The 14,218-nt window shown below is 67.6% G+C and carries 16 protein-coding genes; 9 read left to right on the forward strand and 7 right to left on the reverse strand.

Translation table 11 applies throughout. The features are described from left to right. Positions 1–67: 67 nt before the first annotated feature. The 3 genes from G3A44_RS21365 (at position 68) to G3A44_RS21375 (ending at position 2,811) form a co-directional block, all read left to right on the forward strand. Positions 68–991, forward strand: coding sequence for a sugar phosphate isomerase/epimerase family protein (locus G3A44_RS21365; protein WP_163459778.1), 924 nt, complete (start codon positions 68–70; stop codon positions 989–991). Between the two features lie 15 nt (positions 992–1,006). Next, positions 1,007–1,921, forward strand: a complete 915-nt coding sequence (locus tag G3A44_RS21370) for a MurR/RpiR family transcriptional regulator (protein WP_163459779.1) — start codon at positions 1,007–1,009, stop codon at positions 1,919–1,921. 128 nt (positions 1,922–2,049) lie between these two features. Next, positions 2,050–2,811, forward strand: coding sequence for a fatty acid desaturase CarF family protein (locus G3A44_RS21375; protein WP_163459780.1), 762 nt, complete (start codon positions 2,050–2,052; stop codon positions 2,809–2,811). Here G3A44_RS21375 and G3A44_RS21380 read toward each other — a convergent pair. The 7 genes from G3A44_RS21380 to G3A44_RS21410 all read right to left on the reverse strand — a co-directional run bounded on the left by G3A44_RS21380 (position 2,808) and on the right by G3A44_RS21410 (position 8,208). After that, positions 2,808–3,125 carry a 2Fe-2S iron-sulfur cluster binding domain-containing protein gene (locus G3A44_RS21380; protein ID WP_310734432.1) on the reverse strand — a complete coding sequence of 106 codons (318 nt, stop codon included), beginning with the start codon at positions 3,123–3,125 and terminating at the stop codon, positions 2,808–2,810. The genes G3A44_RS21375 and G3A44_RS21380 overlap by 4 nt on opposite strands. 225 nt (positions 3,126–3,350) lie before the next feature. Beyond that, positions 3,351–4,418, reverse strand: coding sequence for an NADH:ubiquinone reductase (Na(+)-transporting) subunit F (locus G3A44_RS21385; RefSeq protein WP_163459782.1), 1,068 nt, complete (start codon positions 4,416–4,418; stop codon positions 3,351–3,353). 11 nt (positions 4,419–4,429) lie between these two features. After that, on the reverse strand, positions 4,430–4,792 hold the full coding sequence (locus G3A44_RS21390) for a phenol hydroxylase subunit P4 (protein ID WP_163459783.1): 363 nt from the start codon (positions 4,790–4,792) through the stop codon (positions 4,430–4,432). A gap of 27 nt (positions 4,793–4,819) precedes the next feature. Beyond that, on the reverse strand, positions 4,820–6,430 hold the full coding sequence (locus tag G3A44_RS21395; protein ID WP_163459784.1) for an aromatic/alkene/methane monooxygenase hydroxylase/oxygenase subunit alpha: 1,611 nt from the start codon (positions 6,428–6,430) through the stop codon (positions 4,820–4,822). Between the two features lie 65 nt (positions 6,431–6,495). After that, the gene (locus G3A44_RS21400; RefSeq protein WP_239062031.1) at positions 6,496–6,798 is read right to left on the reverse strand and encodes an MmoB/DmpM family protein; all 303 of its coding nucleotides are present in this window, start codon (positions 6,796–6,798) and stop codon (positions 6,496–6,498) included. A gap of 8 nt (positions 6,799–6,806) precedes the next feature. Continuing rightward, the gene (locus tag G3A44_RS21405; RefSeq protein WP_163459785.1) at positions 6,807–7,862 is read right to left on the reverse strand and encodes a ferritin family protein; all 1,056 of its coding nucleotides are present in this window, start codon (positions 7,860–7,862) and stop codon (positions 6,807–6,809) included. A gap of 76 nt (positions 7,863–7,938) precedes the next feature. Beyond that, complete coding sequence (locus G3A44_RS21410; protein WP_163459786.1) at positions 7,939–8,208, reverse strand: phenol hydroxylase subunit; 270 nt, start codon at positions 8,206–8,208, stop codon at positions 7,939–7,941. Positions 8,209–8,588: 380 nt separating this feature from the next. Here G3A44_RS21410 and acuR point away from each other — a divergent pair, with 380 nt between their 5' ends. From acuR to G3A44_RS21440, 6 genes are all read left to right on the forward strand, one after another. Continuing rightward, on the forward strand, positions 8,589–9,263 hold the full coding sequence (gene acuR, locus G3A44_RS21415) for an acrylate utilization transcriptional regulator AcuR (protein WP_163459787.1): 675 nt from the start codon (positions 8,589–8,591) through the stop codon (positions 9,261–9,263). 21 nt (positions 9,264–9,284) lie between these two features. After that, positions 9,285–10,265: an acrylyl-CoA reductase (NADPH) gene (acuI, locus tag G3A44_RS21420; protein ID WP_163459788.1), complete on the forward strand. Its 981-nt coding sequence runs from the start codon at positions 9,285–9,287 to the stop codon at positions 10,263–10,265. Positions 10,266–10,300: 35 nt separating this feature from the next. Then, positions 10,301–10,873: a peroxidase-related enzyme gene (locus G3A44_RS21425; protein WP_163459789.1), complete on the forward strand. Its 573-nt coding sequence runs from the start codon at positions 10,301–10,303 to the stop codon at positions 10,871–10,873. 160 nt (positions 10,874–11,033) lie between these two features. Then, a complete protein-coding gene (locus G3A44_RS21430) occupies positions 11,034–11,285 on the forward strand; it encodes a type II toxin-antitoxin system Phd/YefM family antitoxin (protein WP_163459790.1) in 252 nt (83 codons plus the stop codon). Then, positions 11,282–11,536 (forward strand): Txe/YoeB family addiction module toxin, encoded by a 255-nt coding sequence (locus G3A44_RS21435; protein WP_163459791.1) that lies wholly within the window; start codon positions 11,282–11,284, stop codon positions 11,534–11,536. The genes G3A44_RS21430 and G3A44_RS21435 overlap by 4 nt, the downstream gene beginning before the upstream one ends. A 481-nt stretch (positions 11,537–12,017) precedes the next feature. Then, entirely contained in the window at positions 12,018–13,121 is a 1,104-nt protein-coding gene (locus G3A44_RS21440) for an IS110 family RNA-guided transposase (protein WP_163459792.1), read from the forward strand. The last annotated feature ends 1,097 nt before the right edge of the window (positions 13,122–14,218 follow it).

Consider the following 14,218-nt stretch of genomic DNA (forward strand, 5'->3'; position numbering starts at 1 on the left):
CATCCCTCTGAGGGCCCTGCCCCCCACGGCCCGTGGGGGCCGAGCGCCCCACCAAGGAGACACAAGCATGCAGATCGCGCTGGATCCCTACATGATCCGCCACCTCAGCCTGGCCGCCCTGCCCGGCGCGGTGGCCGAGCTGGGTTACGACCAGATTGAGCTCTCGCCCCGCAGCGACTTTCTGGACTGGTGGGTCATGCCCCGCGCCACCGCACCGCGCATGGCCGCCTTCAAGGCCGCCATGCGCTCAGCCGGCGTGGGCCTGGCCAGCCTGCAGCCCATGTACCGCTGGGCCAGCCCGTTTGAAGACGAGCGCCAGTGGGCCGTGCGCTGCTGGAAGAAGGCCATTGAAGTGGCGGTGGAGATGGACTGCCGCCTCATGGTCAGCGAATTCGGCCGCGGTGCCTCGCCCGAGCGCAGCGTGGCCGCCACCGCCGGCACCGCCTTGAACCTCAACACCAAGGAAGCCTGCGAGGCGGCGTGGTTCCGCTCCATGGACGAGTTGCTGCCGATCTTGGAGCGTGAAGGCATCACGCTGAGCGTGGAGCCGCACCCCGAAGACTGGATCGAGACCTACCAGCCCGCCTGCGACATCGTGCGCAACCTCGGCTCCAAGGCCCTGAAGCTCAGCTTCATCGCCCCGCACACCTTCTATTACGGAGAAGATGTGGCCGCGATGGTGCGCGAAGCCGGCGACTTGCTGGCCCATGTGCGCGTGGCCGACACCTTCAACCATAAGAAGAGCAGCCAGCTGCGCTACATCGTCAACCCGCCCGGCAGCAGCCAGGTCCGCGTGCACCAGCACCTGGACATCGGCCAGGGTGAGGTGGACTTCGAGACCCTGTTCAAGACCCTGGGTGAGGTGGGCTTTGACGGCTTGATCTCGGCCTGCGTCTTCGCCTGGGAAGACCGCGCGGCGGATTCCAGCCGCTTCATGCGCGATCAGCTCCAGGCGCTGGTGCAGCGGCATTTGCCCGGTCGGGCCGCCTGAGGCACAGGCTACGCCATGCCACCCCCGCAGGCCCCTCTGCTGCCGCCACCGGGCGACCTGGCGCGGCCGCCCACGCTGGCGGCCGCGCTGCCCAAGCGCCGGCGGGGGCGCCCCACCGCCGGGCCGGCCGCCCCCATGCAGACCCACGCGCTGCTGCAGCGCATCGCGGCCGAATTCGAGCGCCTGAGCCCCCAGTTGCGGGCCGTGGCCCGCTATGTGGAGCACCACCACGACTGTGTGGGGCAGGCGCGCATCCAGGAGGTGGCCCAGCGCTGCCAGGTGCAGCCCTCCACCGTGGTGCGCTTTGCGCAGCGCTTCGGGCTCAGCGGCTTTGAGGCCCTCCGGCAGGCCCTGGGAGCCGGGGCCCGGACCCGGCTGCCGGCCCTGCCGCCAACCGGCGACACACCGGCCGCGGGACAGGCCCTGGCCGCCGTGGACCAGGCCCATGCCAGTCTGGCCGCCAGCCTGGCTGGCCTGCAGCAACTGCAGCGTGACCTGCACCTGAGCCGCCTGGCAGACGCGACCGCGCTGCTGCGCCAGGCGCGTGTGCTGTGGGTCACCGGCTCGCAACGCGGCTTTGCGGTGGCCGCCCACCTGGCCTGGGCACTGCAGCAGGGGCCCCAGCCGGTGCAGTTCCTCAGCCTGATGGGGGGGCTGCTGGGCGGCCCGCTGCGCGGGGTGCGCCCCGGTGATGTGATGCTGGCCGTGGCCCTGGGCCCCCTGCCGGCCGACACGCTGGAAGCCGCCCAGCAGGCCTGCGCGCGCGGCGCTCGGCTGGTGCTCCTGTGCGACGGCCCCACCCCCGCGCTGGCCACCGAGGCCGCCGTCTGCCTGCAGGTGGAGGAGCCTGCCCCCGGGGGGCATCCCGGGGTGTGCAACAGCCTGGCCACCGCCCAGGCCTTGTGCCTGGCCTGGGCCGGGCCGCCTTAAAACGTCTTGATACAAGTCGGGCCGTGTGGTAATTTGCGGCCCCTTTGCCGTACCTTCAGGCACGCCAACAGCCCCGGCGTGGACAGTCCCGTCCACCCGCGCGGGCCGGGCGGGTGGACCTGGATCTCATGCTGTACTCGATCCCACGCCTGCGTGCCTGGTGGCCCCGCGCCACCGTCCTGACCTACCACCTGCTGGTCCTGTGGAGCCTGTGGCAACTGCCCTGGGGCCAGATGCCCGCACTGGGGGTGGTGGGCGTGGTGCTGGCGGCCCTGTGGCTGGCCGACCTGCTGACGGGGTTGGTACACCTGTGCCTGGACTACGCCTGTCTGAATTTTGAGCGGGGCTTTGGGCAGCTGTTCCACCACCAGGGGCCACGCCGCGGGCCGGCTTTTCAGCGCCTGCGCGACCAGGTGATGCGGGGCGCCAATTGGGTGGACCGCAAGGTCTACACCTTCAAGATCCACCACCGGCACGGGCAGTCCAACCAAGACTGCGGCTATGCCGGGGCGCTGGTGGAGTTTTTGCCCGCCTCCGCCGCCATCCTGGCCGGCGGCCTGGGGCTGCACACCCTGCTGCAGGGCCACGCCGCAGCCGGGCCGGTGCTGCTGCTGCATGTGGCACTGTCATTCTTTGTGGGCCATGCGCAGTGGGTGCACTACTGCATGCACGGCTCACGGGCCATGCCGCGAAGCACGCGGGTGGTGCGGGCGCTGAGCCGCTGGGGCCTGATCTACTCGCCCCAGACCCATGCCGAGCACCACCGCGACGGGCTGATCGGCTTCTGCTTCATCACCGGGCATGCCAACTTTGTGGTCAATTGGCTGTGCGCCCGGCTGCTGGCCCGCGGCGTGATCCACCTGGACGACTGGCACGGCGTGCCGCGCTAGGCCGGTGGGCGGCACACGCTCTTGCGCATGAGGCCGATGACGGCCAGCTGCAGGTCGCTGGCCGGGCGCACGCGGCAGGCCAGCACGCGGCCCTGGGCCTCGTCGTCCTCGCTCACATGCTCGCGGCTCATCACCCGCTTGGTGTACTCGCCGGCGGTGATCTGTACCTTGCACACACCGCAGCCGCCGTTGCGGCAGCCCACGGGAATGCCCTTGCGGCCCAGGGCCTCCATGCCCTCCAGCAACGAGCGGGTGTCGGCGCAGCGGTAGCGCTCGCCGGTGTCCTGGATCAGCACGTCAAAGCGCGTGGTCACGGGTGTTGTCTCCTGAATAAGGATGCAGGCGCCCGGGGCTCTGCCGGCCTGTGTGTGGCGCTTGCGGGCCGCACGATAGGCGGTGGCCGCGCGGGGTGTCCAATACAAAAAAAGGGAGGGCGCCATACCTGCTTGGTATCACGCCCTCCGGCTCCGCGCCTCCCTGCTGGTGACGCTTCGCGGGGCCCTAAAGGGGGCGTGCGGCCCAGCCGGGCCGCCGCAGGTTCAGACCGAGCGGAACACCGGGCTGCGGGCGCGCTGCGCATCGGCCGCGCTCAAGAACTGCTCGGTGTGGATGTCGCGCTCAAACAGGCGGCCCTGCATCAGCGTGGCCACCGAGGCCTCAATCAAGGCCGGCGGGCCGCACAGGTAGGCCTTGAGGCCACGAAAGTCCCCGGCAAAGAAGTCCCGCGCCGCCTCATGGGCCCAGCCGCGCAGGCCGGGCCAGGCGCTGCCCTCGGGCTCGTGCGAGAGCACGGGCAGGTAACGCAGCAGGCCGGGGTGGGCCTCGGCCAGGGCCAGCAGCTCGTCGTGGGCGTACAGCTCTTCACGGCAGCGCTGGCCCACCACCAGGGTGATGGGCTCGGCAGCGCCGGTGGCCAGCAGTTCACGCACCATGGACAAGGGGCTGGACAGCCCTGAGCCCCCGGCGATGAACAGCAGGGGCCGCGCCGCCGAGCGCCGCACAAAGAAACGGCCGTAGGGCCCGGCCAAGTTCAGCGTCATGCCGGGCTGCAGCTGCTCATGCAGCCAGGTGGTGCCGGCACCGCCGGGCACCCGCCGCACCTGCAGCTCGATCTCGTGCTGCTCACGCGCCTGCAGCGGCGTGGAGGCGATGGAAAACGCCCGCCGCCCCTCCACCCCCGGAATGGCCAGGTTGATGTACTGGCCGGCCTGAAAGTCCAGCACCCCGTCCAGCCGCAGGCGGATGCCCACGATGGTGGGCGTGAGCCGCTGCACGGCCAGCACCGTGCCGGCAAAGTCCTGCACCGGGATGACCCGGGCGTCGGGGTCTTCGTCCAGGTCGGCTTCCAGCGTGGCGTCAGATTGCAGGGTGGCGCAGCAGGCCAGGGCCAGGCCCTCGTCACGCTCAAAGTCCATCAGCGCGAAGGGCGAGGCCTCGCCATGCTCCACCTCACCGCACAGCACGCGCACCTTGCAGGTGGCGCACAGGCCGTGGCAGCAGGCATGGGGCAACCACACGCCGGCGCGCAGGCAGGCGTCCAGCAGGGTCTGGCCTTCGGCCACGGCCACGGTCTGGCCGGTGGGTTCAATGCGCAGCTCAAAGCTCATGGCCACACCCGTCAAAAGCCCACACCGGCCAGGCCGGGCTGGTCGGGCGTGCGCAGGCGCAGGCTGGTCTTGTGGCCAATGCCGTTCTCGGCCAGGGTCTTGGCCGGGTCGGGGGTGAAGGGCTGGCCGCCGCGCCGCCACTGGGCCTGGGTCCAGTCGATGCGGGCAAAGTCAGGGTGCTGGCCGTACAGGCCGGGCAGCACGGCCTGCGGCAGCGCCCCAAAAGGCAGGTCGGGCGGCACAGGGATGCACAGCGGGGCGGCAAACATCAGGTGCTGGTCCCAGCCGATGTAGAGCAGTTGCTGGCCGCGGTAATGGTCGGCGGTGTCTTTCATCTCGCCGTGGTAGTCCGGGGTGATGGCTTTGACGCTCATGGGGCTTCTCCTTGGGGTTTGCTGGGCTCAGGCACGGGTGGTGCCGTGCAGGCTGGCCGGGCGGCCGGTCCAGGCTTCCCAGTTCACCGCGTCCACATGGCCTTCAAAGTCGCCACCGTCCACGCCGGGGGTGATGCCCATGTAGCGCAGCGCCGCCACATGGGGGTTGAAGTCGGGCGCGGTGGGGTCGCTGTCGGGGTGGAACTGGGTGCCCTGGTAGATCTGGTGCACCGGCAGGTGGGCGTGCACGTACTTTTCGGGCTCTTTCTGGAAGATGCCCAGGCAACCGTCTGAGCAGCAATGGAAGGTCTCGCCCAGGTACTTGGACTCGCGGTAGCAAATCTCGGTGGGGTCGTCGGCCTCAGTGAACAGCATGGGCCACTGGCACACCTGGCACAGCTGCGGCAGGGTGCCGTTGGCAAAGGGCTGGCCCTCGGCCGCCATGCGCGCCCATTGCTCGTAGCGCGGGCGGTAGTAGGTGTCAAAGGTCTCGGGGTACTTGGCCGAGAGCCAGTCCATCTCTTCGGCGCTGGGCAGCCACACGGCAAAGCCGGCGGCGTGGCGGTACTGGTAGAAAGTGCTCCAGAGCTGGTGGCTCACGTGCTGCTTTTCCTTGACCGTCTGCTCCCAGCCCTGGGGCATGCGGATGCCGTAGCGCGCCAGGTCTTTGAACAGCGCGCCGCCGTTCTGCTCAAAGTAGATCTCCCAGGCCTCGGCCCAACTCATCACGCGCTTGGGCAGCATGTAGTCCATCATGGCCGCCACCAGGGTGAGCAGGCGGTAGCCGCGCCAGAACCACTTATCGATCCAGCCCTGCACGATGGGCACGTTGACCGGGTCTTGCTCCAGCAGAAACTTGATGACCTCAATGCCCAAGGTCATGTGGCGGGCTTCGTCGCTCTGCGCACTGAAACCAAAGCTCACCGTGGACATGTCGCCGTTGTAGGCCGCGCCCGACATCCAGGGCATGAACACCAGGTTGGTCAGCACGTACTCAAACGAGAAGCAGATGGCCACGATGTACTCAAACGGCCCGCTGCTGATCGCATCCTCAAAAAACGACTTGGGGATGGAGAGGTACCAGGTGCGGTCAAACTGGTGCGGAAACTCCGCCATGCCGGCGAAGTACTTGTTGTAGTGGCTCAGGGCGTGGATCTGGGTCTGCGCATGGCGCAGCTCGTCAATGGCCTGCATCTGCGCGGCAATGCGCGCCCCGGCACCGGGGAACTCCCGGCCGATGAGGTTGAAGCCCCGGTGCGCCGTGTACTCCAACCCGATCACGCCGTTGATGAACAGCTTGAGCGCCTGCAGGTAACGCGCGTCGCTCACATTGAACTGGCCGTTGTTCTGCTGGAAGGCATCCAGGATGGCGTAGAGCTTGCGCTCTTTCTCGCCCTGGTACTTCCAGTAGGCGTCCATGGTCAGGCGGAAGGGGTCTTCCCACTTCTGCCAGTCGTGGATCTGGATGCCTTCAAAGGCGACCTTGTTGAACACATCCTCCTCGCGCTGGTAGCTGGGGGTCCAGCCCAGGTCACGGGTGAGCAGGGCGTAGTTTTCCTTCAGGCTCAGCTTGCGCGCCGGTGGGGTGGTGGCCGCTGCGGCGGCCGCGGCGGTGGGGGTCAAGGTGGTGGTGGTCATGGCGGTGGTCTCCTGGTGTGCGGGGGCGTGGCGGCTGCGGTGCGCCAGCGGGGGCGCGGGTGCCGTCAGGCGGTCTTCCATTCCAAGGTGAAGGCCTCTTCGGTCTCGTCCACCTCGCCAGCCAGCGAGATGAGGTTGAGCTGCATCTCGCGCAGGTCAAAGTCGCGGCCCACGCGCTCTTCAATGGAGGCGCGGCGGATGACCAACACGCCCGGCGCATTGATCTTGACCATGCCGGGGTACTCCAGCACCTCGGCGCTGGGGTTGTCGGCCTGAATGGCCTCGACGATGGGGATCGTGTCGTGGTTGGCCTGCAGCGCGATGAACACCGGCTGGCGCGGCATGACGGTGGATTCTTGATGGGTCATGGCGGGGCTCAGGTGGCGTTGGCAGCGTTGGTGGCAGTGGCGGTGTCTGCCCGGTTTTGGGCCGGCGCGGCGCCCAGGCCCAAGCGGGCCAGGCGGGTGGCCAGGGCGGCATCGGCCAGGTCCAGCGCGGTGGCGCCGGCGGCGTCGCCCAGCACACGGGCGGCCAGCGGGGCCAGGGCCTGGCGCCAGGTGGCGCGCCACTGCGCGGCCCAGCCCTGCAGCAGGGCGCGGTTGGCGTCACTCTCGGTGGCCACGGTCTTCATCACGCCATCCACCCAGCGGCTGGTTTCTTCATGCCAGCGCAGCGGGTGGTCCAGCAGCATGGTCAGGCCGGTGGCGGCCGGGCCGCTCCACACGCCTTCAAAACCGCGCAGGCACAGGGCATAGACCAAGGTGTCGGCCACCAGGGCCTGGGCCAGCAGCAGCTCCATCGGGTCGCGAGTGACGAACATCGCTTCCATGGCCGCACGGGCGCCCTGCCAGGCGCCGGCCTCCAGCCACTGCTGCTTGGCCTGGGCCAGGCTGGTGCCGGTGTTGCCGTCCATCAGCAGGCCCAGGCGCGAGAGGTGCTGCGCCAGGCCCAGGCGGTCCATGGTGGCCATGGCGGCGGCCTGGGTCAGCGCCGTGCCGTAGCCATAGGCGGCCACCGCGCACAGGTTGGTGTTGGCGCCCCATTCATAGTGGCGCAGCGGCAGCAGGGCCTGCACCAACTGCTGCTGGCCTTCAGGGGCCATCTGGCGCAGCCAGTCGCGCTGCTGGGCCAGCTCCAGCTGCCGGTCGGCCGCCTCTTGCTGGCGGGCGCGGGCAATCGTCCAGGCGCCGTAGTAGTACTGGCGCGGGTCCTTCAGCGCGTACCAGTCGGCCATCACCACCGCCGTGCGGCGTTTGTCGTAGATGTCGTGCGCCGGGTCCCACAGCGGCTTGTAGTGAAAGTTCACCTCCGACTGCAGGTCGTAGGTGCCCTCTTGGTAGCGGGTGGCGGGCTTGTCGCCAAAGCGGCGGGCAATGTGCCCAAAGGTCTGGCGCAGCGGCTTGACGCTCTGCACCCGGATCTCCACGGTCATGTCGGTGTCTCCTCGTTCTGGTGGTGGCGGTGTTGGTGGTGCGGCAGCGGCCCGGTGGCCTGTGGGCCGGCCGCGTTCAGGGCGCTGCGCCCAGGCGCCAGCGGGCCTGGTCAGCGTCCAGCAGGGTGCCCTGCGCGTCGTCCAGGCGCTGCACGGCGTGGTCGCGGCAGAACTGCTCAAAGGCCGGCACGGGCAAGATCAGCTCCACGCTCAGCAGCGGGTCGCCAATCGACAGGTCGAATTCAATGAAGCCATCGGGGCGCCGCTCACGCAGGCGCACCCAGCAGGGCAGGCCGGCGGTGGCGTGCGGGGCCGGTAAGGGCAGCGGCTCGGCAACAAGGGGCATGGGGCGGTCTCCTGGCGTGTCCGCGCGGTGCGCGGTGCCGGGTCTGCCGCCCCCTGTGTGGGTTTGTGCAGCCCGGCGTGATGGCCAGCAGAAGTGCGAAGGCCATGCCAGCAATGCCGCAGACCTGCCGCTTTCAGGGATCACCCTGAGGAGAAGCCGGCCCTATGCCGCCAGAACCGCGCATTTGGCGGGCCAATCACGGCCTTTGCCGCCACCTGGCCGCCCCTGCGCCCTGCGACTGTCGAATTTCATCCACGCCGCGCAGCGCACGGCACGCGCGCTTGTCGAAGGCCATGCAGGCCCGTGGCGCCCCCCCGGGGCGACCCGGCTGGACAGATCGGCTGCGTCGTGCCAGCATTTAGACCAACTGGTTTAAATAAATGTCCTCACCTGACGTCACCCCCGCCCGCCGCCGTGGCCGCCCGCCCCGCCAACGCCCCGAAGGCGACGAGGACACCCGCGCCCTGCTGCTGCGCACCGGCCTGGCCGTGCTCACGGAAAAGGGCTACAGCGCCGTGGCGCTGGACGAGATCCTGCGCCTGGCGCAGCTGCCCAAAGGCTCGTTCTATCACTGCTTTGCCAGCAAAGAGGCCTTTGGCCAGGCGCTGATTCAGGCCTACGCCGCCTACTTCGCCCAGCGCCTGGACCGCAGTTTCTTGGACACCCGCCTCACCCCGTTGGCCCGCCTGCGCCACTTTGTGGACGAGGCCCAGCGCGGCATGGCCCGGTACGGCTTCAAGCGGGGCTGCCTGGTGGGCAACCTAGGGCAAGAGATGGGCACGCTGCCTGAATCGTTCCGCGCCCAACTGGTGGCCGTGCTGCACGACTGGGAGGCCCGCACCGCCGCCTGCCTGCGTGCCGCCCAGCAGGCCGGCGAGCTGAGCCCGGCGCACGACTGCGCCGCCCTGGCCCACTACTTTTGGACCGGCTGGGAAGGCGCCGTGCTGCGCGCCAAGCTGGAACGCTCCCCCACGCCGCTGGCCGCCTTTGGCCAGGGCTTTCTGCAAGGGCTGGGTGCGAAACCGGCACCCGCTCCCCACGCCGCCTCCACCTGACCCCCCTTTTCAGGAGACCCCATGTTCCAAGCCCTCTGGATCGACAAACAAGACGGCCAGCAGACCACCACCCTGCGCACCGTGGACGAGGCCCAACTGCCCGAAGGCGACGTCACCGTGCGCGTGGCCTGGTCCACCCTCAACTACAAAGACGGCCTGGCGCTGACCGGCACCTCCCCCGTGGTGCGGCGCTTTCCCATGGTGCCGGGCATTGACTTTGCCGGCACGGTCGAAGCCTCCAGCCACCCGCGCTGGAAGGCGGGGGATGCCGTGGTGCTCAACGGCTGGGGCGTGGGCGAAACCCACTGGGGTGGCCTGGCCGGCCGCGCCCGCGTCAAGGGCGACTGGCTGGTGCCCCTGCCCGCCGCCTTCACGCCCCGCCAAGCCATGGGCATTGGCACGGCCGGCTACACCGCCGCCCTGTGCGTGCTGGCGCTTGAACGCCACGGCGTGCAGCCCAGCCAAGGCCCGGTGGTGGTGACGGGCGCCGCTGGCGGCGTGGGCAGCGTGGCCGTGGCCTTGCTGGCCCGGCGTGGGTTTGAGGTGGCCGCCGTGACGGGCCGCCCGCAAGAGGCCGAATTTCTCACCCGCCTGGGCGCCGCCCAGGTGCTGGACCGCGCCCCCCTGGCCGCCCCCGGCCGCCCGCTGGAAAAAGAACGCTGGGCCGGCGCCGTGGACGTGGCCGGCGGCCAATTGCTGGCCAATGTGTGCGCCGCCATGAAGTACCGCGGCGTGGTCACCGCCTGCGGCCTGGCCGCCGGCATGAACCTGCCCGCCACCGTGGCCCCCTTCATCCTGCGCGGCGTCACCCTGGCCGGCATCGACAGCGTGATGGCCCCCCTGCCCGAGCGCCTGCAAGCCTGGGACCTGCTGGCCCGCGACCTGGACCCGACCCTGCTCGACAGCCTCATTCAAGAAGTGCCCCTGGCCGACGCGCCCGCCCTGGCCCCGCAACTCCTGGCCGGCCAAGTGCGCGGCCGCATCGTCGTGAAGGTGGATTGACCCTGAACTCCCCGCAGCCCGTGAACCCCCAAGCCATGACGCAGCACCCCATCAGCCGCTTCCCCGTGCCCGAGCTGGCCGACCTGCCCGAGGACATCCGCACCCGCATCCTGGCCGTGCAAGAGAAGTCCGGCTTTGTGCCCAATGTCTTTCTGGTGCTGGCCCACCGGCCCGACGAGTTCCGCGCCTTCTTCGCCTATCACGACGCCTTGATGGAGAAGAAAACCGGCAGCCTCAGCAAGGCCGAGCGCGAAATGATCGTGGTGGCCACCAGCAACGCCAACCAGTGCCAGTACTGCGTGGTGGCGCACGGCGCCATCCTGCGCATCCGCGCCAAAAACCCGCTGCTGGCCGACCAGGTGGCCATCAACTACCGCAAAGCCGACATCAGCCCCCGCCAGCACGCCATGCTGGACTTTGCAATGAAGGTGGCCACCCACGCCCACAGCGTGGACGACGACGACCTGGCCCGCCTCGCCCCCCACGGCCTGGACCGCGAAGACGCCTGGGACATCGCCGCCATCACCGCCTTCTTCGGCCTGTCCAACCGTATGGCCAACGTCACCAGCATGCGGCCGAATGACGAGTTCTATACGTTGGGGCGGTGAGGCGCGGGGCCCCCGTTGTTAGATGCCGTCATGAGCGGTTCACGCTGGGGCAACGGATGGCAGGCATGAAGGAAGGGCAAGTGCCTGCCACCAGCCAAGCCAAAGGACTGGACGCTGAGGCTCTCAGCTTGTACATTTTTACGTACAAAGGACCCCCCCCATGGACGCCATCTCGTACTCTGCCGCACGCGCCAACTTGGCCAGCACCATGGACCGCGTGTGTGAAGACCACGAAGCCCTGATCATCACCCGCAACGGCCAGCAATCGGTGGTTATGCTTTCCCTGGAAGACTTCACTGCCCTGGAAGAAACCGCCTACCTGCTGCGCAGCCCCGCTAACGCAAAGCGCCTGCTGGCAGCCATGGAGCAACTCAACACCGGCCACGGCACCGAGCGAAAGCTGGCCGAATGAAGCTGATCTTTGCCGATGCCGCCTGGGAGGACTACCTGTACTGGCAGCAGCAAGACAAGCGCATGGTGGAGCGCATCAACAAGCTCATCAAAGAAGTGCAACGCGAGCCCTTTGCTGGCATCGGCAAACCCGAGCCACTCAAGCATGCCCTGGCCGGCTACTGGTCTCGTCGCCTCACCGACGAACACCGCATGGTCTACAAGGTGGACGGCGACGCACTGCTGATTGCGCAGCTTCGGTATCACTACTGAAAGCAACCGGCGGGCGCGTTGACCTGCCACCCATTAGCCCACCACCGTTGTCCTCCCGCCCCACACTGCGCGCCAAGATCACCACAGGTCAGACCGGCAGCAGGCAAGCTCGATCACTCGACTGTGGCCACAGCCCTCAAAAGCTCAGGTCCACGCTGAACGAATGGAGCCCTGCTGCGCGGTTCCCCTCTGTGGCATCGGCCGGCCACTTGCGCCCACGCCACAAGCCCGTCTGTAGATATGCAGTCTGTCCCCGATGGTGTTTGGCAACCCGCGCAGCTCAAAGGTATGGGGAGCCTTGCCTATGGAGTTGAAAAGCCAATTCGGCTTAGGAGGGGAAAACCTTGCCTGCGGGGGTTGTGCTGTGGGGGAGTCCCCGTGAATACGAAGGGACTTCCCACCTTCTAGCCACGGCGTCGGCGCGCCAAGATTGGTGATGCAAGTCGATCAATCTGCTGGCTCTTTCGAAAGGGGAAGTCCCATGACCGAGATTAGCCCAAGTCTGGTTTGCCGTGTGGGTGTTGACCTGGCCAAACGGGTCTACCAGGTGCACTGCGTGGACGGCTTTGACAAGGTGGTGTCCTGCCGCTCGATGTCGCCAGATCGCTTCTTCGAGTGGTGCCGCACTTTGCAGCCCGGTTGCGTGGTGGCCATGGAGAGTTGCAGTGGCGCGCACCATGTCTGCCGGCGCCTGGGGCCGCTGGGCTTGCGGATGATGATCCTGCCTGCCCAGCATGTGGGCGCCTACCGCAGCGCGGGCAAGCGCTCGAAGAACGATGCCACCGATGCCGCTGCCATTTGTGAGGCGGCCTCGCGTCCGCATCTGCATGCGGTGCCCGTCAAGACAGCGGCCCAACAGGGCGTGTTGGCCATCCACCGGCTGCGCGAAGGCTACAAGGAGGAGCGCACCGCCTTGATCAACCGCCTGCGCGGCTTGCTGGCTGAGTTTGGTCTGACCTTCGCGCAAAGCCCGCAGGCCCTGCGCAGTGCCCTGCCCGATGTGCTGGAAGACGCCAGCAATGAGTTGCCCGGTGATCTGCGCCTGGCGCTGCAGCGCGGGCTGGCCCATTGGGATCAACTCGATGCCGAGATGGCCTGGTGCGAGCAACGCATCGCCCAGCATGCCCGCAGCGACAGCCGCGCCAAGAAGGCCGCTGAGTTGATGGGCGTGGGCCCCATCACCGCCTCTGCCGTGGTGGCCACGGTCGACGATTTCACCCAGTTCAAGTCCGCCAAGCAGTTTGGCGGCTGGGCCGGCCTGGCCCCCAGCCAAAACTCCTCGGGCGGCAAGACCAAGCTCAGCGGCATCACCAAACGCGGCGACGTCTACCTGCGCACCTTGCTCATCCAGGGCGCCAAATCCGCCGTGATGACGGCCCACCAGCGCAGTGACCCCATCAGCCAGTGGCTGGTGCAGCTCAAAGAGCGCGTGGGTTGGCAAAAGGCCGTGGTGGCCATGGCCAACAAGAACGCGCGCATCTTGTGGTGCTTGATGACGCGCGAAGACCGCTTTGATCCCCACCACCTGCCCCAGCGCGCAGCGCCGGCACAGGCGGCCACCGTTGCGACGCCGGCCGTGGCATGAGCGCCGATCCCAACCGGATCCCAACCATATTCCACTGGCGCGAGCGTGAATTGATGCCTCCACACCCACACAGCCAGTTTTGACGGGCGTGCGCACAAGGATGCACTGACAGGTCAGACCGGCGGCAGGAAAACTCGATAACCCTTTTGTGCTGGCATCGCGCCAGTGACACGTCCTGTGGCGGCAGGAAAACTCGATAACCCTTTTGTGCTGGCATCGCGCCAGTGACACGTCCTGTGAATGGAGCCCTGCCGAGCGGTTCATATCCTGGGCCGAGGTTCACCCTCAACAAGCCCGCTACTAGAAGTGCAGTCTGTCTCTCTCAGCCATCCTCTTACCGCACACGTCCACCACTTACGAGCCGATGACCGGTCAACTCGATAACCCTTCTGCGACCCCAAGGTCACGCCGAGCGAATGGAGCCCGGCTCATCGGCTCACCTGTTCAAAAATGCCAAATACCGCTTTGGAAGGAAAAAAGGCCGGGCCCTGCTTGACTCCACGGGAAGTCCTACTAAGAAGGGTTAGGCCTCGCTCTGCGAGAGGCGAGCCTTTGCTTTGGCTTGACACTCGGAGCAGAGCCAGACCGCGAGTTCGTTGCCTTCGAACGGTGCGCCCTCGGTAGACACAGGATCCGTGCTCGCATGGGGGAAGCACCGCTGGCGGATGGCTACGTAGTCAGGCGCGAAGTCCAAGTTGCCACGGAAAAGTGAAACCGGTCCCTGATGTAGCTCGATGTTGTGAACAGGACACACGCGGAGGGCAGCGGCGACTTCTTCCGGAGATGGCTCAGGCGATGACCTCGCGGCAAAGCAGCGACTCAAGATTTGCTCTTGCCAGAAGCGTAGACGTGGCTCGCGGCCCACGATCATTCGCGTTTCGGGCAGGAGCTTCCTGAAGTTCTCCTCGCCAAGAAAGCTGCGAAGCTCTGTGCGAAGCGTTTCGATGGCCGACATGCGTGTTTGCGAGGCCTAATCGAGATAGGAGAAATCCTCGCGGATTCCCCCTCTCACACCACCGGACGTACGGGTCACGTATCCGGCGGTTCGGGTTGTTGAATGTGGTCTGCCCATGTGCTTCATGCCGTTTTCAGGGGCA

The organism is Ideonella livida (genome assembly GCF_010499455.1).
Taxonomy (GTDB): Bacteria; Pseudomonadota; Gammaproteobacteria; order Burkholderiales; family Burkholderiaceae_C; genus Ideonella; species Ideonella livida.

Bases quoted from the DNA above. Each gene is read 5' to 3' on its own strand.
- G3A44_RS21365 (WP_163459778.1), top strand. From the start codon at position 68: ATGCAGATCGCGCTGGATCCCTACATGATCCGCCACCTCAGCCTGGCC.
- G3A44_RS21370 (WP_163459779.1), top strand. From the start codon at position 1,007: ATGCCACCCCCGCAGGCCCCTCTGCTGCCGCCACCGGGCGACCTGGCG.
- G3A44_RS21375 (WP_163459780.1), top strand. From the start codon at position 2,050: ATGCTGTACTCGATCCCACGCCTGCGTGCCTGGTGGCCCCGCGCCACC.
- G3A44_RS21385 (WP_163459782.1), bottom strand. From the start codon at position 4,418: ATGAGCTTTGAGCTGCGCATTGAACCCACCGGCCAGACCGTGGCCGTG.
- G3A44_RS21390 (WP_163459783.1), bottom strand. From the start codon at position 4,792: ATGAGCGTCAAAGCCATCACCCCGGACTACCACGGCGAGATGAAAGAC.
- G3A44_RS21395 (WP_163459784.1), bottom strand. From the start codon at position 6,430: ATGACCACCACCACCTTGACCCCCACCGCCGCGGCCGCCGCAGCGGCC.
- G3A44_RS21400 (WP_239062031.1), bottom strand. From the start codon at position 6,798: ATGACCCATCAAGAATCCACCGTCATGCCGCGCCAGCCGGTGTTCATC.
- G3A44_RS21405 (WP_163459785.1), bottom strand. From the start codon at position 7,862: ATGACCGTGGAGATCCGGGTGCAGAGCGTCAAGCCGCTGCGCCAGACC.
- G3A44_RS21410 (WP_163459786.1), bottom strand. From the start codon at position 8,208: ATGCCCCTTGTTGCCGAGCCGCTGCCCTTACCGGCCCCGCACGCCACC.
- acuR (WP_163459787.1), top strand. From the start codon at position 8,589: ATGTCCTCACCTGACGTCACCCCCGCCCGCCGCCGTGGCCGCCCGCCC.
- acuI (WP_163459788.1), top strand. From the start codon at position 9,285: ATGTTCCAAGCCCTCTGGATCGACAAACAAGACGGCCAGCAGACCACC.
- G3A44_RS21425 (WP_163459789.1), top strand. From the start codon at position 10,301: ATGACGCAGCACCCCATCAGCCGCTTCCCCGTGCCCGAGCTGGCCGAC.
- G3A44_RS21430 (WP_163459790.1), top strand. From the start codon at position 11,034: ATGGACGCCATCTCGTACTCTGCCGCACGCGCCAACTTGGCCAGCACC.
- G3A44_RS21435 (WP_163459791.1), top strand. From the start codon at position 11,282: ATGAAGCTGATCTTTGCCGATGCCGCCTGGGAGGACTACCTGTACTGG.
- G3A44_RS21440 (WP_163459792.1), top strand. From the start codon at position 12,018: ATGACCGAGATTAGCCCAAGTCTGGTTTGCCGTGTGGGTGTTGACCTG.